This is a genomic window from Kitasatospora mediocidica KCTC 9733 (genome assembly GCF_000744225.1).
GTDB lineage: Bacteria > Actinomycetota > Actinomycetes > Streptomycetales > Streptomycetaceae > Kitasatospora > Kitasatospora mediocidica.
The window spans coordinates 61,071-82,544 of sequence record NZ_JQLN01000006.1 but is presented as its reverse complement, the minus strand read 5'-3'; the positions used below and the strand labels follow the sequence as shown (position 1 = coordinate 82,544).

21 protein-coding genes and 1 tRNA gene are annotated in these 21,474 nt (G+C 73.5%); 14 read left to right on the top strand and 8 right to left on the bottom strand.

From position 1 onward, the window contains the following. Positions 1-690: 690 nt before the first annotated feature. The 10 genes from BS80_RS26635 to BS80_RS26590 are packed head-to-tail and all read left to right on the top strand — an operon-like array spanning position 691 to position 12,411. Positions 691-1,587 carry a glycosyltransferase family 2 protein gene (locus BS80_RS26635; RefSeq protein ID WP_063772087.1) on the top strand — a complete coding sequence of 299 codons (897 nt, stop codon included), beginning with the start codon at positions 691-693 and terminating at the stop codon, positions 1,585-1,587. Beyond that, positions 1,587-2,858, top strand: a complete 1,272-nt coding sequence (locus tag BS80_RS26630) for a GNAT family N-acetyltransferase (protein WP_035802952.1) — start codon at positions 1,587-1,589, stop codon at positions 2,856-2,858. The genes BS80_RS26635 and BS80_RS26630 overlap by 1 nt, the downstream gene beginning before the upstream one ends. Next, positions 2,855-4,027: a glycosyltransferase gene (locus tag BS80_RS26625; protein WP_051967229.1), complete on the top strand. Its 1,173-nt coding sequence runs from the start codon at positions 2,855-2,857 to the stop codon at positions 4,025-4,027. Before BS80_RS26630 ends, BS80_RS26625 begins: the two co-directional genes overlap by 4 nt. Then, positions 4,024-5,145, top strand: coding sequence for a glycosyltransferase family 4 protein (locus tag BS80_RS26620; protein WP_051967228.1), 1,122 nt, complete (start codon positions 4,024-4,026; stop codon positions 5,143-5,145). Before BS80_RS26625 ends, BS80_RS26620 begins: the two co-directional genes overlap by 4 nt. Further along, on the top strand, positions 5,142-7,103 hold the full coding sequence (locus BS80_RS26615; protein ID WP_051967227.1) for a hypothetical protein: 1,962 nt from the start codon (positions 5,142-5,144) through the stop codon (positions 7,101-7,103). The genes BS80_RS26620 and BS80_RS26615 overlap by 4 nt, the downstream gene beginning before the upstream one ends. After that, a complete protein-coding gene (locus BS80_RS26610; RefSeq protein ID WP_035802951.1) occupies positions 7,100-7,936 on the top strand; it encodes a hypothetical protein in 837 nt (278 codons plus the stop codon). Before BS80_RS26615 ends, BS80_RS26610 begins: the two co-directional genes overlap by 4 nt. After that, the gene (locus tag BS80_RS26605; protein WP_051967226.1) at positions 7,923-9,245 is read left to right on the top strand and encodes a lipopolysaccharide biosynthesis protein; all 1,323 of its coding nucleotides are present in this window, start codon (positions 7,923-7,925) and stop codon (positions 9,243-9,245) included. The genes BS80_RS26610 and BS80_RS26605 overlap by 14 nt, the downstream gene beginning before the upstream one ends. Positions 9,246-9,258: 13 nt before the next feature. Further along, positions 9,259-10,500, top strand: a complete 1,242-nt coding sequence (locus BS80_RS26600; protein WP_035802950.1) for a glycosyltransferase family 4 protein — start codon at positions 9,259-9,261, stop codon at positions 10,498-10,500. Between the two features lie 9 nt (positions 10,501-10,509). Then, positions 10,510-12,063: a glycoside hydrolase 5 family protein gene (locus BS80_RS26595; RefSeq protein ID WP_157536622.1), complete on the top strand. Its 1,554-nt coding sequence runs from the start codon at positions 10,510-10,512 to the stop codon at positions 12,061-12,063. 33 nt (positions 12,064-12,096) lie between these two features. Further along, positions 12,097-12,411 (top strand): hypothetical protein, encoded by a 315-nt coding sequence (locus BS80_RS26590; protein WP_035802948.1) that lies wholly within the window; start codon positions 12,097-12,099, stop codon positions 12,409-12,411. Between the two features lie 16 nt (positions 12,412-12,427). On the opposite strand, the gene BS80_RS26585 is transcribed toward BS80_RS26590, so the two are convergent. The 5 genes from BS80_RS26585 to BS80_RS26565 all read right to left on the bottom strand — a co-directional run bounded on the left by BS80_RS26585 (position 12,428) and on the right by BS80_RS26565 (position 16,802). Then, a complete protein-coding gene (locus tag BS80_RS26585; protein ID WP_051967224.1) occupies positions 12,428-12,850 on the bottom strand; it encodes a pyridoxamine 5'-phosphate oxidase family protein in 423 nt (140 codons plus the stop codon). Then, entirely contained in the window at positions 12,847-14,190 is a 1,344-nt protein-coding gene (locus BS80_RS26580) for an MFS transporter (RefSeq protein WP_051967223.1), read from the bottom strand. Before BS80_RS26580 ends, BS80_RS26585 begins: the two co-directional genes overlap by 4 nt. After that, complete coding sequence (locus BS80_RS26575) at positions 14,187-14,858, bottom strand: winged helix-turn-helix domain-containing protein (protein ID WP_035802947.1); 672 nt, start codon at positions 14,856-14,858, stop codon at positions 14,187-14,189. The genes BS80_RS26580 and BS80_RS26575 overlap by 4 nt, the downstream gene beginning before the upstream one ends. Before the next feature lie 89 nt (positions 14,859-14,947). Continuing rightward, positions 14,948-15,871 carry an LLM class F420-dependent oxidoreductase gene (locus tag BS80_RS26570; protein WP_035802945.1) on the bottom strand — a complete coding sequence of 308 codons (924 nt, stop codon included), beginning with the start codon at positions 15,869-15,871 and terminating at the stop codon, positions 14,948-14,950. A 46-nt stretch (positions 15,872-15,917) separates the two neighbouring features. Beyond that, a complete protein-coding gene (locus tag BS80_RS26565) occupies positions 15,918-16,802 on the bottom strand; it encodes an amidohydrolase family protein (protein WP_035802943.1) in 885 nt (294 codons plus the stop codon). Positions 16,803-16,926: 124 nt separating this feature from the next. Here BS80_RS26565 and BS80_RS26560 point away from each other — a divergent pair, with 124 nt between their 5' ends. Both BS80_RS26560 and BS80_RS41130 read left to right on the top strand, forming a co-directional pair. Beyond that, entirely contained in the window at positions 16,927-17,961 is a 1,035-nt protein-coding gene (locus BS80_RS26560; protein ID WP_035802942.1) for a hypothetical protein, read from the top strand. Positions 17,962-18,069: 108 nt separating this feature from the next. Continuing rightward, positions 18,070-18,213 (top strand): hypothetical protein, encoded by a 144-nt coding sequence (locus BS80_RS41130; RefSeq protein ID WP_157536621.1) that lies wholly within the window; start codon positions 18,070-18,072, stop codon positions 18,211-18,213. A gap of 44 nt (positions 18,214-18,257) precedes the next feature. Here BS80_RS41130 and BS80_RS26555 read toward each other — a convergent pair whose 3' ends face one another. Then, positions 18,258-18,776 (bottom strand): FBP domain-containing protein, encoded by a 519-nt coding sequence (locus BS80_RS26555; protein ID WP_035802941.1) that lies wholly within the window; start codon positions 18,774-18,776, stop codon positions 18,258-18,260. Between the two features lie 198 nt (positions 18,777-18,974). Here BS80_RS26555 and BS80_RS26550 point away from each other — a divergent pair, with 198 nt between their 5' ends. Together BS80_RS26550 and BS80_RS26545 are read left to right on the top strand one after the other, a co-directional pair. Continuing rightward, positions 18,975-20,051 (top strand): glycoside hydrolase family 16 protein, encoded by a 1,077-nt coding sequence (locus BS80_RS26550; protein ID WP_232246661.1) that lies wholly within the window; start codon positions 18,975-18,977, stop codon positions 20,049-20,051. 47 nt (positions 20,052-20,098) lie between these two features. Then, the gene (locus BS80_RS26545; protein WP_035802940.1) at positions 20,099-20,563 is read left to right on the top strand and encodes a MarR family winged helix-turn-helix transcriptional regulator; all 465 of its coding nucleotides are present in this window, start codon (positions 20,099-20,101) and stop codon (positions 20,561-20,563) included. Positions 20,564-20,608: 45 nt separating this feature from the next. Here the strand turns inward: BS80_RS26545 and BS80_RS26540 are convergent, their stop codons facing one another. Both BS80_RS26540 and BS80_RS26535 read right to left on the bottom strand, forming a co-directional pair. After that, positions 20,609-21,304, bottom strand: a complete 696-nt coding sequence (locus tag BS80_RS26540; RefSeq protein ID WP_035802939.1) for a type 1 glutamine amidotransferase domain-containing protein — start codon at positions 21,302-21,304, stop codon at positions 20,609-20,611. Between the two features lie 63 nt (positions 21,305-21,367). Continuing rightward, positions 21,368-21,438 (bottom strand) — tRNA-Cys (locus tag BS80_RS26535). Positions 21,439-21,474: the final 36 nt, after the last annotated feature.

The window sequence follows — 21,474 nt, the reverse complement described above, 5'->3', positions numbered from 1 at the left end:
ACGGTTCGGCCACGGTGGCGCGCGGCTTCACCGGTCGGTTCCGGGGGGATGCGCGGGGGCGGTCGTCGACGGACGACCCGGCCGGCCGCGTGCCGACGGGACGCGACGATCGGCCCTGAACGCCGCTGACCTGCTGCTTCGCAGCGGACGAAGACACGCTCACGGTGCGCCGGGGGGCCCGCGCCGACTCCCGCACATCTGACCCGGCGCCGCCCCAGCTCCCCCGCTCCCCCTCGCGGCGGCCGACCCGGCGCAGCCCGTCCGCCTGTGGTCGGCCCTGCCCTCCCCTGCCTTCCAGCACCGCACCCACCGACTCGATCACGAGTGTCGGGCCGACATCGGCTGGCCACGGAAAACCCCTGCCACGCTCCCGGTGACATCGCCCCACGCCATGCCACCGCACACTCGAACGCCCATTTCAGCCTGCCCGAAATCGGGTGGCGAATCCCCCTTTATTCGTCCCGCCGAGTGGCTGGTCAGCCATTCACCGGCAGGCCGTCGAATATCCCCTGCCTTACCCGCCGGACGTGCGGTCGATCCGGCACGGAAATCCACCGGTCAGTAGACCGAGCTGTCCCACGAGCAGCAGAGCACACCGGGCAGCACGTACAGCACATCGTCGAACCACATGAAAGGACGGTGAAGGCCCTCATGAAGCCGATGCACGTAGCCGACTCACATCGAGCGGGAATGCTGCCGGGCCAGGTCGAGGAGACCGGCCCACAGCCGACCACCCCCACCGAGCACGGCCGCCTGTCACGGGTGGGACGGCCATGGTCCGGCGAGGACCCGGTGAAGCTCTCCATTCTGATGCCGGTCTACAACGAGGAGCGGACGGTCGCCTCGGTGGCCCGGGCCCTGCTCGCGTGCGACTACCCGTGCGAGATCGAGCTGATCATCGTCGACGACGGCAGCGTGGACCGAACGCCGCTGCTGATCGCCCAGCTCTCCGACCCCCGGGTGAAGTCCTACCGGCACCCCCGGAACTTCGGCAAGGGCAGCGCCCTGCTCACCGCCGCGCAGCTGGCCGGCGGGACCCATATCCTGCCGTTCGACGCCGACTTGGAGTATCTGGCGAGCGACATCCCGCGTCTGCTGGCGCCCGTGCTGGAGGGCCGCTGCGACGTGGTCTACGGGTCGCGGCTGTTCGGCGTGAACACCGTCTACCAGTCCTACCGGTATGCGATGGGGAACAAGCTCACCACGCTCGCGGCGAACCTGCTCTTCGACGCCCACCTCTCCGACATGCACACCTGCCTCAAGCTGGTCCCCCTGCGGCTGTTCCGCTCGCTGCACCTGCGTTCGGCCGGCTTCGGCCTGGACACCGAGATGACGGCCGGCCTGCTGCGGCTCGGCATCCGCCCGTTCGAGATACCGGTGACCTATCACAGCCGCTCGCACGCCGAGGGCAAGAAGCTCACTTGGCACGACGGCGTGGGCTGCCTGGCGATCCTGAGCCGGGTCCGGTTCGCCCGGGCGCCCCGGCTGCCCGCCGAACTCGCCGCCGCCGCAGGCACCTTGCGCGAGGCCCGGAGTGTCACGCTGGGCGGCCACCCCGGTGAGCCGGCCTCCACCGGGGCCGCCTGATGCGTATCGGCCCCGGCGTCAGCCTCGGCAGCGCCGGCCCGGCGCCGGGCCCCGAGGTGCGCCGAGCCGAGCCGGACGGCGCTCAGCGCACCGTCCATCCTGGCAGTCAGGGCGAATTGACGATTCGTCACGTCCGCACCTTCGCCGAGCTGGAGGAGCTGCTCGTCCCCTGGCGGCAGCTCTACGAGCGCTCCGGCTCGCGCAACCCCTACGCCGCCCCGGAGTGGCTGCTGGAGTGGGCCCGGCACTTCGTCGCGGAGCCGGAGCTGGACGTGCTGGCGGTCTCCCGGCGCGAGCGCCTGGTGGGCGTCGCGCCCGGCTACCGGCGCCGGCTCGGTGCCGGTCTGCGGACCGTGCAGCTGCTCGGCGCGGGCCGGCACGACGAGCTGACCGAACTGCCGGGCGTACTCGCCGAACCGGCCGACGGCCGGGCCGTGTTGCGGGCGGTGGTCGGCGACTGGTGCGCGCGGCAGTCCGGGTGGGACTGGCTCGACCTGCCGCTCTCCGCCGAGCAGGGCTGGTTCGAACCGGAGTGGCTCACCGGCGAGGTCGCCCGGCACGGGCTGGTACGGCACAAGACCACCCGCCCCTCGGTGGTCCTGCCGCTGCCCGCCGCGCCCGAGGACCTGCGCCACGCGCTCAAGCGCAACGTACGGGAGAGCCTGCGCAGCGCGCGCAGCCGGCTGGACCGCAGCGGCCGCCGGTGGGCCGTCACCGCGCACCAGAGCGAGCCACAGGTCCGGCTGGTCCTGCCGGAGTTGGCCCGGCTGCACGCGGCCCGCGCAGCACTGCCGGGCCGCCGTCGGCACACCGACGTCCTGGCCTCGGCGGCCCAACGGGCCTTCCTCGGCGAGGTGTTACCCAGGATGGCCCGGGCCGGCCGCGCCACGATCCTCACCCTGGACGTGGAGGACCGGCCGGTGGCCGCGCAGGTCGTGCTCAGCGCGCCACAGGCCGACTACCTGGGCATCAGCGGCGTCGATCCCGACTGGTGGCACAGCAGCCCGGTGACCCTACTGCAGCTGGCCGCCGCCGAGCGCGCGGCCGAACGCGGCCAGGGCGAGCTCAACCTCTCGCTGGGTCCGGACGTGGCCAAGCTGCGCTGGAGCGAACAGGTCGTCCAGCAACCGGAGTTCACCGTCTGCGGGCCGCGTCTGCGGTCCCGCGGCGGCTACACCGCGTACGCGGCCGCCGCGGCAGTGGCGGGGGTGCGCCGGGAGGCGGTCCGGCACCGGATCCGCAAGGACGCGACGGGCGGAGGAACCCCGTGACCGAGTTCGAGACGACCGGGCCGCAGCGACGCCCGCGGGTCTGCGTGGTTGGCTCCGGCTGGCGCTTCACCGGCGGTCTCAGCCACTACACCTGCCGCCTCGCCGGCGCACTGGCCGACCGGTCCGAGGTCTCCGCGGTGCTGATGCGCCGGCTGCTGCCGCGCACGCTCTACCCGGGCCGCGCCCGGGTGGGCGTGAAGGTGGCCGCGCTGGACTACGACGAGCGGGTGGACGTCTACGACGGCGTCGACTGGTACTGGCTGCCCAGCCTGGCCGGCGCGCTGCGCCGACTGCGTCGCAACCGCCCTGACACCGTGGTCTTCCAGTGGTGGACCGGCACCGTCGCGCACACCTACCTGGTGCTGGCGGCGGCGGCCCGCGCGCTCGGGGCCCGGGTGGTGGTGGAGTTCCACGAGGTCCAGGACACCGGCGAGATCCGGATCCCGTTCGTCGCCGCCTACACCCGCCGGGTGCTGGGCGCGCTGCTGCGCCGCTCCGACGCCTTCCTGGTGCACTCGGCGCACGACCGCCAGCTGCTCTCCGAGCTGTTCGACCTGTCCGGCCGACCCGTCACGGTCGTGCCGCACGGGCCCTTCGACCATTACGCAGTCACCCACCGCCCGTCCCCGGACGGCGTGTTCAGGCTGCTCTTCTTCGGCCTGATCCGGCCGTACAAGGGGTTGGACGTGCTGATCGACGCTTTCCACCGACTCGCTCCCGAGGAGGTGTCCTCGTTCCACCTCACCGTGGTGGGCGAGACCTGGGAGGGGTGCACCGAACCGATCGCGAAGATCGAGGCATCGCCCTACCGGGACCGGATCACCCTGGTCAACCGGTACGTGACCGACGAGGAGGCCAAGGCGCACTTCGCCGAGGCCGACGCACTGGTGCTGCCCTACCGGCGCTCCTCCGCCAGCGGCCCGCTGCACATCGCCATGAGCAACGGGCTGCCGGTGGTGCTCAGCGCGGTCGGCGGCCTGGTCGAGGCCGTCGGCGACTACGCCGGTGCGGTCCTGGTGGAGCCCGAGGACGTCGAGGGCCTGACCGACGGGCTGCGCAAGGCGCGGGCCACCGGCGGCACCCGCCACCCGGATCCGCACACCTGGGAGCGGAACGTCGAGGCGATCATCGGCCGCGCCGGGGCGGCGGCGGAAGGCGGGGCCCGGTGAGGCTCGCCCTGGTCAGTCCCGGCTACCCGCCCACGCCCGGCGGGGTCGAGACCGTCGTCGCGCAGACCGCCCGGGCGCTGGTGCGCGCCGGCCTCGCCGTCGAGGTGCTCGCCCAGCAGCGGCGGCCGCTGCGGCCCGAACTCAGCTGGGACGAAGGCGTTTTGGTGCGCCGCTTCACCAGCAACAGCGCCGAGAACTACCGCCTGGCACCAGGTCTCTACCGCTACCTGACCCGGCACGCCGGGGACTTCGACGTGGTGCACGGGCACAGCTACCACGCGCTCACCGGCGTCGGCGCCGCGCTGGCGCTGCGGCTGCGCGGCCGCACCGTCCCGTACGTGCTGACGCCGCACTACCACGGCACCGGGCACACCACGGCCCGCGCGCTGCTGCACCGGGCGTTCGTCCCGGCCGGGCGGGCGGCGGCCGGCGCGGCGCGCGCGGTGCTCTGCGTGTCACGGCCCGAGGCCGAGCTCTTCGCGGCCGACTTCCCGGTCGCGGCCGGGAAGGTCACCGTGGTGCCCAACGCCGTGGACCGGTCCGCGCTGCGGGCCGCCACCGCGTTCCCCGGCGAGCCACCGACCGTGCTCAGCGTCGGCCGGCTGGAGCGCTACAAACGTGTCGACCGGCTGATCGAGGCCTTCGCGCGGCTCGGCACCGGCACCGACACGGGCGGCGCGCAGCTGGTCGTGATCGGCAGCGGGCCGGACCGCGAGCGACTGGAGGCCGTGGCCGAGCACTGCGGCGCCGCACCGCGCGTCCGGTTCCTGGGCCGGGTGAGCGACCAGGAGCTGCGGCGCTGGCTGCGCACCGCCGCCGTCCTGGGCAGCCTCTCCGAGCACGAGGCGTACGGGCTTGCGCCCGCCGAGGCGCTGGCCGCCGGGGCCTGGGCAATGCTCTCCGACATCCCCGCGCACGCCGACCTGCCGGCCCCGCGGGCCGTCCGCCTGGTGCCCGCGAGCGCGGGCGCCGACGCCGTCGCGCGGGAGCTGGCCGCCTGCCTGGACACCGCCGGGCCCCCCGGACCGGAGCACATCCCGGACTGGGACTCGGTCGCGGCCCAGCTGGTCGACGTCTACCGCACGGCCCGGCGCGCACCGTCGGGAGGTGCCCGGTGACCACCTTCGCCACCGACCGCGGCCCGGTCACCTCCTGGGGAGTCCCGCGGCCGCCGGACCACGACGGCCGCGACGCCCCGCGGTTCGGCTCTCCGGCCGCCTGGGCCGTGCTGTGGCTGACCGCCGCGGCGGGCGCCCTGCTGATCGCCTACGCCTTCTCGCTGGCCGCCACCGACGGCACGGACGTGGTGCACTACGCCGTCTTCTGGTTCGGCATGCTGGTCTTCTTCTGCCCGGCCGCCGTCGTCCTGACGGCCCGCCGGGTTGACGACCGGGTCCGGCTCGGCTGGCTGCTCGGCTACGGGCTCTTCAGCTACCTGCCCAAACTGCTGCGCAACCCCACCCAGCCGCTCTTCCACGACGAGATCGCGCACTGGCGCCAGACCACCGACCTGGCCGCGGGCGGGCAGCTGTTCCAGCCGAACTACCTGATCGGGATCGTCGCCCGGTTCCCCGGCCTGCACATCGTCACCGCCTCGATCTCCGACGCCACCGGGCTGACGGTCTGGCAGAGCGCGCTGGTCGTCATGGTGGCCGCGCACGTGCTGGCGCTCTTCGGGGCCTGTGCGCTCGGCGACGCGCTCTTCGGGTCACTGCGGGCGGGCGTGCTGGTCGGCCTGCTGTACAGCCTCAACTCCAGCTTCGTCTACTTCGACACCGAGTTCGCCTACGAGTCGCTGGCGATGCCGCTCTTCCTGTGGTGCCTGGCCTGCCTGGCCCGCGCGCACCGGGCGGACGGCGCGAATGAGCGCCGCCGGCGCGTCGGTTGGGCGCTCGGCGCGGTCACCGCCGGTGCGGGGGCGGTGGCCACCCACCACCTGACCACCGTGGTGATGACCGCGCTGCTGCTCCTGCTCGCCGTGGTGACGGGTGCCGGTGCCGTCCGTGGGGCGGTCCCCCGGGGGACCGCCGCGCTCACCGGGTGGGTGGCGCTGGCGGTCGGCGGCTGCGGCGCGGCCTGGCTGATCCTGGTCGCCCCGGCCACCTTCGGCTACCTCTCGCCCTATCTCGGCGGCGGCGCCGGGCAGTTGCTGCACATGTTCTCCGGCAGCGGCGGCACCCGCTCGCTCTTCCAGGCGAGTACCGAGCCGGTCTACGAGCGGTACGCGGCGTTCACCGTCCCGCTGCTGTCGGCCGCCCTGGCCCTGGTCGCGCTGCTGCGCCGACGGCGGATCCCGGCCGCCGAGCGGCGCGGCGAGCCGCTGGTGCGCGGCCTGGGACTGTTCGGGCTGATGTACTTCCCCTCGCTGCCCTTCATCCTGGTGGAGTTCGGCGCCGAAGGAGCCCGGCGCAGCTGGGGGTTCAGCTACATCGGACTCGCCGTCCTGGTCACCCCCGTGCTGCTGGCCGGACTGGACCGGATCGCCGCCCTGCGCGGACGGGTCTGGGCGGCGGCGGCGCTGATCGCCGTGCTGACCGCCGGTGACGCCCTGGTCGGCAACGTGGCGGCCGGGCTGGACGAGGACTACCGGTTCCCCGGTCCGTTCGTCTTCGGCTCGGACACCCGCTCGGTCAGCGCCGAACTGGTCGCCACCTCGGCCTGGTTCAAGGACCACCTGGGCGCCCGGCTGCACGTCGTCTCCGACCGCTACACCGGGCTGATCCTGGTCCGCGACGCCGACGCGCTGCCGGCCTCGCCCAGCAACGGATTCCCCACCTACGACCTGTACTTCAACGCCACGCCGCCATCGTCCTTCCTGGTCCACGAGTTGAGCAGCTCCGACTACAGCTACCTGGTCGTCGACAAGCGGATGGCCACCGAACTGCCGGAGATCGGCGTCTTCTTCGAGCCCGACGAGCCGTTCGCGTTCGGCGGCAAGAACCCCATCACGCCGGGCGACCTGTCCCGCTACAACGCGCTGCCGTGGACCACCAAGGTCTACGAGAGCGACTCCTACGCGATCTACCGCTTCGACTTCAGCGCGATCCACAGCACCGTCCCCGGGGGGGCACCGTGACCGGCACCATCGACCGGCGCTCCGCGCTCACCGCTCGGCTCGCGCCACCGGCCCTGTTCACCGTGCTGGCCGTGGCCGGGCAGCTGGCCGCACCGGCCGGCCCGGCACGGGCGGTGCTGGTGCTGCCCGCGATCCTCTGGGTGCCCGGGCAGAGCCTGCTCACCGGGCTCGGACTGTCCCGTGCCGCAGGGCGGTTCAGGCCGGCGCTGGCCGCCGTCCTGAGCATCGTCGCGCTGATCGCCGCCGGGCTGCTGTCCTACGCGGTGACCGGGCACGTGCCGCTGGCCGTGCTACCGCTCTGGGTCAGCGCCGCGCTGCTGCCGCTGAACCTGCTGGACCTGCCGAGTCACCAGGACCCCGGGCCGGGACTGCCGCAGCTGCTGGAGCGCACCCGCTGGGGGACGCTCTACGGCGCGGGCGTGCTCGCCGCCGGGGCGCTGCTCTGGGGGGTCGCGGCCCAGCTGCCGACCACCCCGCAGCAGCCCTACCTGTCCTTCTCGCTCGGCGCGCCCTACACCCAGGTCAAGGGCGTGCTGCCGGCCCGGGCCGGTCAGCTGCTGACCGTGCCCACCGTCGTCCAGACCTCGCAGACACGGGACCTGAGCGGCCTGACGGTCGGCGTCCTGGTGGACGGCGCCGAGCCGGCCGGGCAGCTTCCGGCCGCCGTCCAGCCCGCCGCGGACGCGACGGCCGGCACCGCCCAGGTCCAGGTCACCGTGCCGGCGGGCTGCCTGCACCGGGTGGAGTTGGTGCTGCAACGCGGCAGCACGCCGATCCGCTCGGTGGATCTGTACCTGCGCACGGGCAAGGGCACGGCCTGTGGCGGCGGCTGACGCCCCGCCGGCCGCTCCCGCCGCCGCCCGGGCGGGCGACGCGGCCCGCTCGCTGACCGTCAACAGCCTGGGCATCATGGCCACCACCGTGGTCAACGCGGGCCTGGGCTACGGCTACTGGACACTGGCGGCGCGGATCATGCCCGCCTCCCAGGTCGGACTCGGTTCGGCGGCCACCTCCGCCCTGGTGGTCATCTCGCTGGTCGTGCACCTGGGTTCGGGCACCGGCCTGATCGCCCGGCTGCCGCTGCGCGACTCGCCCGCGCAGTGGCGGTTGACCGTCACCGCCACGCTGCTGGCCACCATGGCCGCCACCCTGCTGGTGGCGGCGGCGACCGTGCTGCCGCTGGGCCACGCGGTAGCGCCGCTGCGGGTGTTGACGGCCGACCCGGTCTTCGCGCTCTGGTTCGTGTTCGGTGCGGTGGGCTGGACCGGGTCGGGGGTGCTGGACTACGTCTTCATCGCCGAGCGGCGCACCTCGCTGATGCTGCTGCGCAACACCGCGACGGCCGTGGTCAAGCTCGTCGGCCTGGTGCTGGCGGCGCTGGTCCAGCCGAGCGCCGGCGCGGGCACCGTCGTGGCGACCTGGGCGCTCAGCGGCCTGCTGGGCACCCTCGCCGGGCTGGCGCTGTGCCGGCGCTGCCTGCCCGGCGTGGGACGGGTTCCGCTGCGCGCTGCGGCGCGTGAACTGGCGCTGCTGGCCCGGCCGTCGGTCGGGCACCACGCGGTCAGCGTGGCCGGTCTGGTGCCCACCTACCTGCTGCCGGTGGTGGTCACCGCACGGCTCGGCGCGCGGGCCAACGCCACGTTCTTCATCACCTGGATGATCGGCAGCGCGATCTTCATGATCAGCCCGGCGGTCTCCTCGGCCCTGTTCGCCGAGGGCAGCCACCGGCGCGCGGGCCTGCGGCGGATGTCGCTGCGCTCGCTGGGCGTGACGGTCGCCGCCGTCGCGGCGCCGGCCGCCGTGCTCTGCGCGGTCGGCACCCTGGTGCTCTCGCTGTTCGGTGCCGGCTACCGGGCCGGCTATCCGCTGCTGGTCGCACTGGTGCTGTCCGCGTTCCCCGACGCGGTCAGCAACGTGGCCGTGGCCACCCTGCGGGTGCGCGGGCTGCTCGCCCGGGCCGCCGCGCTGAACACCACCATCGCGGTGACCGCCGTCGCGGGCGCCTGGTTCACCACCCCGCACCTGGGGATCCTCGGGGCCGGACTGTCCTGGCTGGGCGCCCAACTGCTGGGCGCGCTCGTCGTCCTGCTGCTGCGCGCAGTGCTGCTGCCACCCCCCGACCACCCGACTCCTGTGTCCTGAAAGGTTGTTGCCCGTGCGGATCGTCCAGCTGACCGACTTCTACCGTCCCACCATCGGGGGGCTCGAACGCCATGTCGACTCGCTGTCCCAGGAGTTCGTGCGGCTGGGGCACGAGACCACCGTGCTGACCCTGCAGATCGGCGACCGGCCCGCGCGGGAGACGATCGACGGGGTGCGGATCGAGCGGATCCAGGCCTGGAGCGGCCGGATGCCACAGCTCTACGAGGACCCCGAGCGTCCGTTCCACCCCACCGTCCCCGACCCCGGCGCGCTGATGGCGCTGCGCGCGGCGGTGCGCCGGATCCGTCCCGACATCGTGCACAGCCACAGCTGGCTGCAGTACTCCTACTTCCCGCTGCACCGGATGCGCCGCCCGGCGCCGGACGCCCCCGGACACATCGTCACGTTGCACGACTACGGCCTCGGCTGCGCGAAGAAGACCAACGAGCACGGCGGCAAGCCGTGCAGCGGACCGGCCCCGGTCAAGTGCCTGCGCTGCGCCTCGGGCGAGTACGGCGCGCTGAAGGGCGCCGCGCTGGCCGGCGGCCTGCGCGCCTCCCGGCCGCTGCACCGCCGGGCCGACGCCTACCTGGCGATCAGCGGCGCCGTCGCGGAGGCGGCCCGCAAGGTGCTGCCGCCCGAGGCGGACCTGCGGATCGTCCCGAGCATGGTCCCGCGCGGCATCGCCGACCTCGCCCGTACCGAGCCACGCCCCGGCTTCCTGCCCGCCGAGGACGGGTACCTGCTGTTCGTCGGGGCGCTCGGCCCGCACAAGGGCGTGGACGTGCTGCTGGAGGCGCACCGGCGGCTGCGCAACCGGGTGCCCCTGGTGCTGATCGGCACCCCGCGCCCCGACACCCCCGAGGTGCGCGACCCCTTGGTCACCGTCGTCCACGACGTTCCCTCGGCGCAGGTGATGGCGGCCTGGCAGCGGGCCTCGGTCGCCGTGGTGCCGTCGGTCTGGCAGGAACCGCTGGGCCAGGTCGCGGTGGAGGCGATGCTGGCCGGACGCCCGGTGGTGGCCTCCGACGTCGGCGGGCTGCGGGAGGTGGTCGAGGACGGCGTCACCGGCCTGCGGGTCGAGCCCGGCGACCCGGGTGTGCTGGCGCAGGCCCTGGACAAGCTGCTCGGCGACCCGGCACTGCGCCGGCAGATGGGGCAGCGGGGTCGCGAGCGGGCGGCGCGCTACACCGTGGAGGTGGTGGCCCCGCAGGTGGTCGAGGCCTTCGACCGGGTCCTCCAGCGGCGGCGCTGAGGGCGCGCGGTGACCCGTGGACGGCGCTGGGCGGCCGCGCTGACGGCGTTCCTGGCCGTGGCGGCGGCCCTGCTGACGCCGAACGGCGGCGGCCGACCGGCACCGGGCGCCGCCTGCGAGCCGTGGTCGACTGCACTGACAGTTCGTCAGAGTGCTGTGCAGAAGCGACTTTTGGGACTGCGCCTGCTCAACTACTATCCCTCGACGGCTCCCTGGACCGCCCTGTGGACCGCCTGGGATCCGGGCCGGCTCGACACCGACTTCGCGACGATCGCCGCCCTGGGTGCCAACGCGATGCGGCTCGTCGTCCAGCCCGCGGCCTTCGGCTACCCGACGCCCGCCGCCGACCGGCTCGCGCAGTTGCGCCAGGCCGTCCAACTCGCCGCGCTGCACGGGCTGTCCGTGCAGCTGACGCTCTTCGACTGGTGGAACGGCTACCGGGACACCGCCGGCAGCGACCGGTGGGCCCGGGCCGTCCTGGCGCCCTACCGCGACGACCCGCGGATCGCCTTCGTCGAGCTCAAGAACGAGGTCGACCCGGCGGACCCGGCCACCGCGGCATGGCTTCGGCACGAACTGCCGGTGGTCCGGACGGCCGCCGGCGGCACCCCGGTGACGGTCTCGGTCACCGGCCCCGACCCGGTGGCCCGGCTCCGCACCCTGCGGACGGTGCTGGCCGCCGACCCGCCCGACTTCTACGACCTGCACTACTACGAGAGCCCCGGAGCGGCGCGCGCCACCTTCGAGGCGGCCGAGGCCGCCGTCGCACCGGCCGCGCTCTTCATCGGCGAGACCGGCGCCGCCACCGGCCCGCCGCTCTCCGAGGCCGCCCAGGACCTCTACCTGCGCACGGTGGAGTGGGCGGCCGGCTCGGCCGGCCTGCCCGACGCCGCGCCGTGGATCTTCCAGGACCTCACGGCCGCCGACGTCCCGGCGGGCGCCGAGCAGGGCGCGGCGGCGCTGTCGTACGGGCTGCTGCGCACCGACGGGACGGCCAAGCCCGCGGCGGCCGCCGTCCGCGCGCTCTTCCAGGGGCACGGCGACGACCCCGCGTTCGACGCCTTCGACGGGGACTTCGGCCAGGGCTCCGGCGCCTCCCCCGCCGACTGGTCGCCGCACGCCGTCGGCGGGGCCGAGGCCGCCTGGGACCCGGCGGACGGGCACCACGCCCCGGGTTCGGTCGTGCTGGCCCGGACGAGCGCCGGCAGCACCTTCACCGTCACGCCGGTGCTCCAACCGACCGCCGCGGGCGAACCGGTCCGCCTGACCGCCTGGGCCCGGGGCGTGCGCTCCACCGGGCAGAACCGGATCGCGATCGTCTGGCACGACCGGCTGAGCCACTACCTCGGCGAGGACGACTCGCCCGTGCTGGCCGCCGGAACCACGCCCTGGCACCCGCTGGCGGTGGACTCCACCGCGCCGCGCTGTGCGGCCTTCGCGACGCTGGCCCTCAAGTCCCAACACGACACGGGCCAGGCCCGCTTCGACGACGTGGCGTTCACGGCGGCGCCCCGGGGTGCCGATCGGCACCGGGTTGTCGCCGCGCGGTCGTCCGCCGGCTGACCGGTTGTCAGTCGCGAGCCGTACGGTGCGTCTGTGTCCACCACTCTCGCGCTCGCGCTCCCCGAGGATCTGATCGCGCTCCAGCGCGCCGTGCTCACCGCCGACCGTGCGCTGGGCGACTACGCGCTCGCGGTGCGGGACCGCCGGCAGGCGGCGTTCCCGCACCCCGACCAGGCCGTCGAACGCTGCACCTGGGCGGCGGGCGAACAGGCCGGGTTCGACCACCACTGGGAGGCGTACGTCCGGGCCGGTGAGGCCGTGCGCAACCACCCGGTGCTTGTCCGGGCCCGGATCCTGCGCGTCGAGCCCTCGGTCCTGCGCGCGCTGCGCGAGGCGGCCGTGCGGTAGGCCGCCTCCGGCGGCGTCAGTGCGCGGGGCGGGGGACGTGGCCCAGGGTGCGGGTCACGCTGATCTCGATCACCACGCGCTCGGGGTTGGGGCGCGGGGTGCGGTAGCGCGCGGTGTACCTGGCCTCGGCGTCGGCGACCTGTTCGGGGGCGCGGCGGATGACGGCGACACCCTCCAGGGTCGACCAGCGGCCACCGTCCACCTGGCAGAGCGCCACCCGGGCACCGGCCTCGCCCGCCGCCTCGACGTTGCGGGCCTTGCGGCTGCCGACCGAGGTGATCACCCGGGCGACGCCGGCCTGCGGGTCGTAGGTGGCCCCGACCGGGACCACGTGCGGCGTGCCGTCCGGACGCAGCGTGGTGAGAGTGCAGAGGTGGCGCTCGGTCCAGAAGGCGAGCGTGGCCTCGTCCAGGACGGGCGCGACAGTGGTGGCGGTCATCCCGCCAGCCTACGGGCCGCCGGCTCGCGCCTGGGCTCGGACCCCGATTCCACCGTGCGCCCGATCAGCCGGTCAGCCGTCCGCTCAGCCCTGCGGTCCATCGCGCGCCACTCCGGCCGCAGTCCGGTCAGGTTCGTGGTGACGAAGTAGGCCACGCCGCCCGCCAGCAGCACCGGCACCAGCCCGAACGAGGCCACCGCCAGCCCCGCGAGCAGTCCGCCGACGGGGATCCCGGCCCAGGCCAGCGAATCACCCAGCGCCCCGACCCGGCCGAGCAGTCGGCGCGGCACCCGCTCGTAGGCCACCGCACCGATGATCGGGTTGAGGAACCCGCCGCCGAGCCCGCCGACCAGGAAGACCGCCACCACCGCCCAGAGCGGCGCGTGCAGGGCCAGCACCAGGAACCGGGGCGCGCCCGCCAGCAGGAACCCGATGAAGAACACCGGGCGTCGGCGCAGCCGGTGGGCCATTCCCGCCGCGATCAGACTCCCGCACACCGCGGAGATCCCGCCCACACTGCCCAACAGGCCGATCAGCTCCGGGCCGTGGCCGTGACTGCGCACCCAGAACGGCAGCAGCACCGCACTGAAGGCCGCGTCCAGCAGGTTGGTGACGCCGACCATGACGGTGATCGCCAGCAGCAGCGGTTCACCCCGCAGGAAGGCGAAGCCCTCGCCGAAACGACGCCAGTAGCCCTGCTCGGGCCCGCCGGCCGACTCGTCCGAAGCCGGGACCGCCGTACGTCCCATGCCGCGTGGCAGCGCCAGCGCGATGATCACCGAACCCAGCGCGAACGAGACCGCGTTGATCAGCAGTCCGGTCATCGGACCGGCCACTGCCACCAGCGAGCCGCCGGCCAGCGGCCCGAGAGTCGAGGCGAGCCGCTCGGTCACCCCGGCCAGTCCGGTGGCCCGCTCCAGCGGCACCCCGCTGCGCTCGGACGCCTCCGGCACCATCACGTGCTTGGCCAGATCGCCGGGCCCGCGCACCGCGCCCACCACCGCGACCAGCAGCAACAACGACCAGAACGACAGCAGGTGCAACGCGTACAGCAGGGGCACCAGTCCGGCGGCGACGGCGCTGACCGAGTCGGTGCTCCAGGAGATCACCCGCGGCCCGATCCGGTCGACCAGCGGGCCGGCGAGGGCCTTGACCAGCACATAGGGGGCCATCTCGCAGAAGGCCACCAGACCGGTCCGGGTGGCACTGCCGGTGGTGACCAGGACGAACCAGGGCAGCGCGACGGCCGACACCCTGGTCCCGGTCAGCGAGACCGCTTCGGCCGTCAGGAGGCCCAGCAGCGGCCTTCTGCCGACTGCCTCCGAGACCGCCCCGCTCACGGCGTGCTCCGCGTTTCGTCCACGGGCGCGCCCGCCGGTGCGGTCATCGGGTCGCTCGCGGGTTCGGGCAGCAGGTGGGTGATCAGTTCGACCCGCTCCGCACCTGCGGGCGCCTGAGCGGCCCCCTCGGCGTTGTCACGGCGATAGCGGGAGACCAGGGCGTGCAGTTCCTCCCCCAGCGCGCCCGCCTCCTCCGGGGTGAGCAGCAGGGCCCAGTCGCTCATGTCGAAAACCTCCCGCCACGGGCGCGGCATGGTCTGGAACTCGCCGAGCGCCCGCTGGGTGCGCATGGTGTAGACGGCGGTGACCGACTGCAGGTAGGCCAACGCCGCCTCCGGCTCCTGCTCGACGAGCTCGATGTCGCTGAGCGAGGTCATCGCGTGCACCGCCCGCCACCAGCGCTCGCGCGCGTTGCCGCGCTCGGTGTCCTCCGCCACGAACCCGGCCGCGCCGAGCTGGCGCAGGTGGTAGCTGGTCGCCCCGGAGTTCAGTCCCATCCGTTCGGCCAACAGCGTCGCGGTGGAGGGACCGTGACGGCGCAACAGGCCGACCAGCTGGACCCGCACCGGGTGTGCCAGGGCACGCAGGCCCTTGGCATCCAGGACGATCGCGTCTGGTTCGGAACCGGGCACGGCGGGACCGGTGGGGTCCGGATGGGTGTCTGCCATGCCGGAACTCTAAACCGCAAAGAGTTCTTTGCGAAAGACTCTTCGCAAAGAACTCTTTGCGGTTTGCGGTTCCGACCGAGGCGACGCCGTCAGTCGAGCTGGGGCTTGACCTGAGTGGCGATCAACTCCAGGTGGTCCAGGTCGTCGAGGTCAAGGATCTGGAAGTAGATCCGCCGGCTGCCCGCCTCCCGGTAGCGGCCGATCCGGTCCGCCACCTCGGCCGGGGTGCCGGCCAGGCCGTTGGCCTTCAGCTCCTCGACCTCGCGGCCGATCGCCGCCGCGCGCCGCGCGACCTCCGCGTCGTCCCGGCCCACGCAGGCGACCAGCGCGTTGGAGTAGACGAGGTCGTCGGCCGGGCGTCCGCGCTCCTCGGCGGCGGCCCGGACCCGGCCGATCTGCTCGCGGGTCTGCTCGACCGAGACGAACGGCAGGTTGAACTCGGCGGCGTAGCGGGCCGCGAGCGCGGGCGTCCGCTTGGCGCCCATGCCGCCGATCAGCACCGGGATCCGCTGCTGGACGGGCTTGGGCAGCGCCGGGCAGTCCGTCAGCTGGTAGTGCGTGCCGGCGAAGTCGAAGGTCTCGCCGAGCTTGGTCTCCCACAGGCCGGTGATGATGGCGAGTTGCTCCTCCAGCCGGTCGATCCGCCGGTCGGGGAACGGGATTCCGTAGGCGCTGTGCTCCTTCTCGAACCAACCGGCACCCAGGCCCAGTTCGACCCGGCCGCCGCTCATCGCGTCGACCTGGGCGACCTGGATGGCCAGCACACCGGGCAGCCGGAAGGTCCCGGCGGTCATCAGCGTGCCCAGCCGGATCCGCTCGGTCTCACGCGCCAGGCCGGCGAGGGTGATCCAGGCGTCGGTGGGGCCGGGCAGGCCGTCGCCGTCTCCCATCCGGAGGTAGTGGTCGGAACGGAAGAAGCCGTCGTAGTCGAGCTGTTCGGCGGTACGGGCGACGCGCAGCAGCGTGTCGTAGGAGGCGCCCTGCTGGGGTTCGGTGAAGATACGGAGATCCATGCCGTCCATCATGCCGGGACCGGAAGTCTCAGAGCACCCGGAAGTCTCAGAGCGCGAAGAGTCGCGCCGCATTGCCGTGGCAGACCGCCCGGAGCCAGTCGTCACCCAGGTCGAGGCGGGCCAGCGCCTCCAGCGCGTGGAGGTACGGGTAGGGGATGTTGGGGAAGTCGGTGCCGAGCAGGATCCGGTCCTGGAGCTCGACCAGACGCGGGCGCAGCTCGCGGGGGAACGGCGCGGTCCGCTCGGTGAAGTCGGTGAACGCCATCGTGGTGTCCAACTGGACGTACCGGTGTGCGGCGGCCAGGTCGAGGAACTCGGCGTAGTCCGGCAGTCCCAGATGCGCGACGACCAGCCGCAGCCGCGGATGCCGGGCCAGCACCTCCCGGATCGGCCCCGGCCCGGTGTGCTTGCCGGGCACCGGACCGGACCCGCAGTGCGTGACCACCGGGACGCCGCTCTCCGCGAGCAGCCCCCAGACTCCGTCGAGGAGCGGGTCGTTGGGGTCGTAGGCACCCACCTGGAGGTGCGCCTTGAAGACCCGGGCGCCCGCCTCGACGGCCTGCGCCACGTACCGCTCGGCACCGGGCTCCGGGAAGAACGTCGCGGTGTGCAGGCAGTCCGGCGTACGGGCGGCGAAGGCGGACGCCCAGTCGTTCAGCCAGGCCGCCATGCCGGGCTTGTGCGGATAGAGCATCGCGGTGAACGCCTGGACGCCGAACTCGCGCAGGGTGGCCAGCCGTTCGGCCTCGTCGTCGCGGTAGGTGATGGCCCACTCGCGACCGGTCAGCGGGCCCGCGGCGTCGAAGTAGGCCCAGACCTTGGCCAGAACGTTCTCCGGCATGAAGTGGGTGTGCACGTCGATCAGACCGGGCAGTCCGAGCCCGCGCCAGAATGCCGTGATCTGCTCGGTTTCCGCCCGTACGTTCGACATCGGGCCAGCCTATCGGTCACTCACCAAGTGCGGTGAGCCCGCTGTTGAGCTGATCCGGTGTCGGTGGCCGGGGCGCGCGGTGGGGGTGCTCGCGAACCGGGGCGGCAGGTGCCCATAGTGGGTCATGGAGCACGAAGCACCGGGGGATGCGCGGCAGATCGGGGGCGGCGTGGACCGGCGCGGTGCGCTGGCGGGCGCGCTCGGCCTGGCGCTGGCGGCGGGCTGCGGCACCGGCAGCAGCAGCACCGGAAACGGCCACGGCAGCCCCACCCCGACCGTGCCGACCTCGCCGACCACCACGAGCGCCTCCCCCAACCCGCCCGCGCTGCCCGCCACGTCGCCCTGGCTGCCGGGCCCCGGCGAGATCCAACCGGACGTCAAGCTGCGCGCCGTCCAACTCGTCGAGGCGCTCGGCAGCTGGCCCACGGGCGGCCAGGGAGTGTCCGCCGCCGGCGCGCGGGTCGCCCCGCTGGGCCTGGACCCCGCACTGGCCGACCAGGCCGGCCCGCTGCTCTCCGCCGCCGACCGCGCCGCGCTCCAGGTGATCGACGCCCAGTACGGCGGTATCCTCACCGACTCGGCCAGCGTGCTGGTGGTCTGCGACCAGTGGACCCAGAGCGGCGCCGACGCCGTGGCCGCGGGCGGTACCACGGTGGACGTCCGGCTGAGCGCCGCCACCCCGCGCTGGACCGTCACGGCCCTGCACCCGGCCGAGCCCGGACCGGCCGCGGCCACCCCGGCCCCCGACGCCGCGCGCATCCTCTCCGACGACCGGATCCAGCTCCCCCCGGCGGCCGCGGCCGACCTGCGCAGCGGCGCCGTCCACCCGAGCGTCCTCACCGCGATGCTGACGCTGGCCCAGGTCTACACGTTCCGGGTCAGCGTGGTCCGCTCCGGCCATCCGCTGGACGTCTTCGGCACCACCCGCCCCAGCGACCACCCGCTCGGACGCGCCTTCGACGTCTGGGAGATCAACGGCCGCACGGTGGTCGACCCGACCACCGCCCACGACCTGGTGGACGGTTTCATGCGCGCCGCGGCGGCCGCCGGGTCGTACAACGTCGGCGGACCGCGCCAGCTGTCAGGCGGCTCGACGCCCAACCAGTTCTTCACCGACGACACCCACCACGACCACGTCCACGTCGGCTTCGACAGCTGAACCTCCACCGCCGCGCCCGCTGCCGACGGTAGGTTCGTACAGATGCTCCATGTACATGACTGGTGACGGAAGGTAGTGTCAGCCTCTGACAAACCAGGAGGGGTTCCCATGGAGCAACACCCGACGATCATCGCCGGGACGGACACGTTCGTCACCGATCCGGAGGACGAGCCCGACTGCACGCAGCCGTGCTGCCGCAGCACGGCGGCGGAGGCACCGACCCACTGGGGGCAGTGGCTCCGGCCGAGCTGACGGCAGCCGCGCGACACCCCACCACGCAGGCGGGGTGTCGCGCGTCAGTACCCCTCGCCCTCGCCCTGCAGGTGCACCCGGTCGAGGAAGAGGCCGACGTTCGCGACCATGCGCTCGACCTGTTCCTCCACCGTCAGATTCTCGACGTAGCGCTCGATCAGCTGTGACTTCTTCCGGCCCCGCACATAGAGCGAACAGGCCAGATCGGCACAGACATAGGCACCGACCGAGTTGCCCTGACGACCCGCCGGACCGGACTTCCGCGCGGTCAGCAGCGCGACGCCGGAACCCGCGTGCGAGGTGGCGCAGAACGAGCAGATATTCGTCCTCGTCAGGCTCCGCCGGATACCCGTCGGCACCCGCAGCGTGATGCCGGTCAGCACGCCCTGATAGCCGGTGACCAGGTAGCTTCGGTCCGGGGCGCCCGGATCGCGCCAGCCCAGGAAATCCAGCTCGTCCCAGGGTGTCTCCGGCAGGCTTCTGGGCAGGTTGATCCGCCCCGCCTCCCCCTTCGAGCAATTCACGAAGGACGCACGGATCTCTTTCTCGGCCAGCTGTTCCATGCTGCGGAAACTAGCATCCGACGACGGATCCGTCGCACGATTTTTCGACGGTGCACGACCGACACCCCATTGCCACCCCCTGGCGTGAAGCGGAATCCGCGCGCCCGGTTGTGCACCCCGTGCTCCCGGCGCGCCGCCAGCGCACGTATACACACCGACCGCACCGGGCACCCACCAGTCACGCACAGGAGGTACCACATGGCCCACGTGACACAGGACGTCCTCACCCCGACCTACTCGGCATCCGGCACGGAGGTCTCGGTCACACTGACGGTCCACTCCGATGTCGCCTTCGTCGCGGACGTCCTGACGGTGGCCGTGCGCGACGCCGGCGGATCCGTCCTGGACTTCCCCGGGGTGTACGAGGTCGTCATCCCGCCGGCCGGCTACACCCTCACCACCGCGCCGAAGAGCTTCCCGGCCGGCACCTACACGATCTTCGGCGCCTACGCGGTGAACGGCAGCTGGTACGACCTGCCGTCCACCACGATGCCGGTCGGGGTGGCCGGCCCGGCCACCCCCAGCGCCCCGCCCGGACCCCCGGGTCCGCCGGTGCCGATCGGCACGGTCTCGGGCGCGGCCTTCGGACCCACCGTCGGCCGGACCCTCAGCTGGGCCGAGGAGTTCAGCGCCCCGATCTCCGCCCACCGCTGGAACAGCTCGACCACCAGCGCCTACCAGTACGGGACGCACAATCCGGCCGACGACAAACTGGACTGGCTCCAACCCGCCAACGTCACGGTCGCCGGCAGCGTGGTGACGTTCACCGCCCGCCCCGGCGCCGAGCTGCTGGAGAACGGCCGGCAGGCCTGGGACACCGGGCTGTTGACGACCGAGGGCACCCCCGAGGGATTCCAGGTCCGCCCCGGCGACTACCTGGAGACGGCGGTCCTGCTGCCGTCCGGGATCGGGGCCTGGCCCGCGCTGTGGACGTGGCGCGACGGCGGCAACGAGATCGACACCTTCGAGTACCACCCGGACCACCCGGCGCTCCTGGAGCTCACCAACCAGATCCGGCGCAGACAGCACGCCTACACCAACCCGTCCACCGTCGCGCCGCTCGGTTGGATCACCGTCGGAACGGCGTACGGCCTGCGGTCGGTCAACTGGTACGTCAACGGCACCCTGGTGTACGCCGACCGGGCCGGCGTCCCGGCGAGCTGGTCGGCCTACCTGATCCTCAACCTGTCGGTGGACGCGGGCCGCTACCACCCGGCACCGCACCCGCCCGGCCCGCTGACCTTCTCCGCGGACTACCTGCGGGTGTGGCACTGACCGCGCGCGTCCCAAGATGCGTGCACAGCGCACGCTAAACTGAGGACATGGAGAACGGGAACGCGGACGACCGGATCGGGCACGACATCGCCGACGCGCTGGGCACGCTGCTCAAACGCAGCGTGCGGGCGAGTCTCTACCAGGAGCTGACCGAACACCTCGGCGAGGCCGTGGACGCGGTCAGCTACCCGGTGCTCAGCGCGCTGGCCAGGACCGGACCGTGCAGCGCGGCCGAGCTGGCCGGCGAGGTGGGCCTGGACCGCTCCGGCGTCAGCCGGCGCGCCTCGCGGCTGGAGGCGGCCGGGCTGGTCCGGCGCGAGCCCGACCCGGCCGACGGGCGCTCGGTGCTGCTGACCCTCACCGAGCGCGGCACCGAGACCGTGGCGGTGATGCGCCGGCGCTTGGCGGCCCGGATCGCCGCCTCGCTGGAATCCTGGCCGCCCGACGAGGCGCGGGCCTTCGCCCGTGGCCTGCGCCGGTTCACCGAGGAGGGTCCCTTCGGCGAACCCTGAGCGCCCCGCGCCCGCCTTGCTTGTGTCAGGCCGTCAGCCCGGCGGTCAGCTCAGCGACTTGACCAGCTCGGCGGCCAACGGCCCTGAGGATGCCGGGTTCTGGCCGGTGAACAGGTTGCGGTCGACGATCACGTGCGGGGCCCAGGCCGGACCCTCCTGGTAGTCCGCCCCGAGCTCGGCCAACCGGTCCTGGAGCAGCCACTTGGCCCGGTCCGCGAAGCCCGCCTGGGCCTCCTCGGCGTTACTGAAACCGGTCAGCCGGTAGCCGGCGAACGGCGAGCTGCCGTCGGCGCGCCGGGCGGCCAGCAGCGCGGCGGGGGCGTGGCAGACGACGCCGAGCGGCCGGCCCGAGTCGAGGGCGGCGGTGAGCAGCCGCCCGGACTCGGCATCGACCGCCAGGTCCTCCATCGGGCCGTGCCCGCCGGGGTAGAAGACCGCCACGTAGTCGTCGAGCCGCACGTCCGCGAGCTTGATCGGCCGCCGTACCTCCGCGATCGCGGCCAGCTCCGCGGCCATCTCGTCCGCCGCCTGCTGCCCGCCGTTGAACTCCGGTGCCAGACTCGCCCGGTCCAGCGTGGGCACCACACCGCCGGGCGTCGCCACCACGACCTCGTGGCCCGCCGCGGTGAACACGCGGTAGGGGGCGACCATCTCCTCGGCCCAGAAGCCGGTGGGGTGCTCGGTGCCGTCGGCAAGCGTCCAGTGGTCGGCGCCGGTCAGCACAACGAGGATCTTCGCCATCGTGGGTCTCCCAGATCGGGCACGGCCCGCAGGTGGTGACCACCGGCTGCCGCACGGAAGTTGAGGTGGAGATAGGAATCGAACCCATGTGCGCGGCTCTGCGGGCCGCTGCCTCGCCTCTCGGCCACTCCACCGGCCCCTGCGCCGTGATCGTATCCACACCACCCCGT

Excerpts from the sequence above, each read along its gene's own strand:
- BS80_RS26570 (WP_035802945.1), bottom strand. The coding sequence starts at position 15,871 with ATGGATCTCCGTATCTTCACCGAACCCCAGCAGGGCGCCTCCTACGAC.
- BS80_RS26635 (WP_063772087.1), top strand. The coding sequence starts at position 691 with ATGCTGCCGGGCCAGGTCGAGGAGACCGGCCCACAGCCGACCACCCCC.
- BS80_RS26565 (WP_035802943.1), bottom strand. The coding sequence starts at position 16,802 with ATGTCGAACGTACGGGCGGAAACCGAGCAGATCACGGCATTCTGGCGC.
- BS80_RS26555 (WP_035802941.1), bottom strand. The coding sequence starts at position 18,776 with ATGGAACAGCTGGCCGAGAAAGAGATCCGTGCGTCCTTCGTGAATTGC.
- BS80_RS26585 (WP_051967224.1), bottom strand. The coding sequence starts at position 12,850 with ATGACCGCCACCACTGTCGCGCCCGTCCTGGACGAGGCCACGCTCGCC.
- BS80_RS26575 (WP_035802947.1), bottom strand. The coding sequence starts at position 14,858 with ATGGCAGACACCCATCCGGACCCCACCGGTCCCGCCGTGCCCGGTTCC.
- BS80_RS41130 (WP_157536621.1), top strand. The coding sequence starts at position 18,070 with ATGGAGCAACACCCGACGATCATCGCCGGGACGGACACGTTCGTCACC.
- BS80_RS26630 (WP_035802952.1), top strand. The coding sequence starts at position 1,587 with ATGCGTATCGGCCCCGGCGTCAGCCTCGGCAGCGCCGGCCCGGCGCCG.
- BS80_RS26560 (WP_035802942.1), top strand. The coding sequence starts at position 16,927 with ATGGAGCACGAAGCACCGGGGGATGCGCGGCAGATCGGGGGCGGCGTG.
- BS80_RS26550 (WP_232246661.1), top strand. The coding sequence starts at position 18,975 with ATGGCCCACGTGACACAGGACGTCCTCACCCCGACCTACTCGGCATCC.
- BS80_RS26545 (WP_035802940.1), top strand. The coding sequence starts at position 20,099 with ATGGAGAACGGGAACGCGGACGACCGGATCGGGCACGACATCGCCGAC.
- BS80_RS26540 (WP_035802939.1), bottom strand. The coding sequence starts at position 21,304 with ATGGCGAAGATCCTCGTTGTGCTGACCGGCGCCGACCACTGGACGCTT.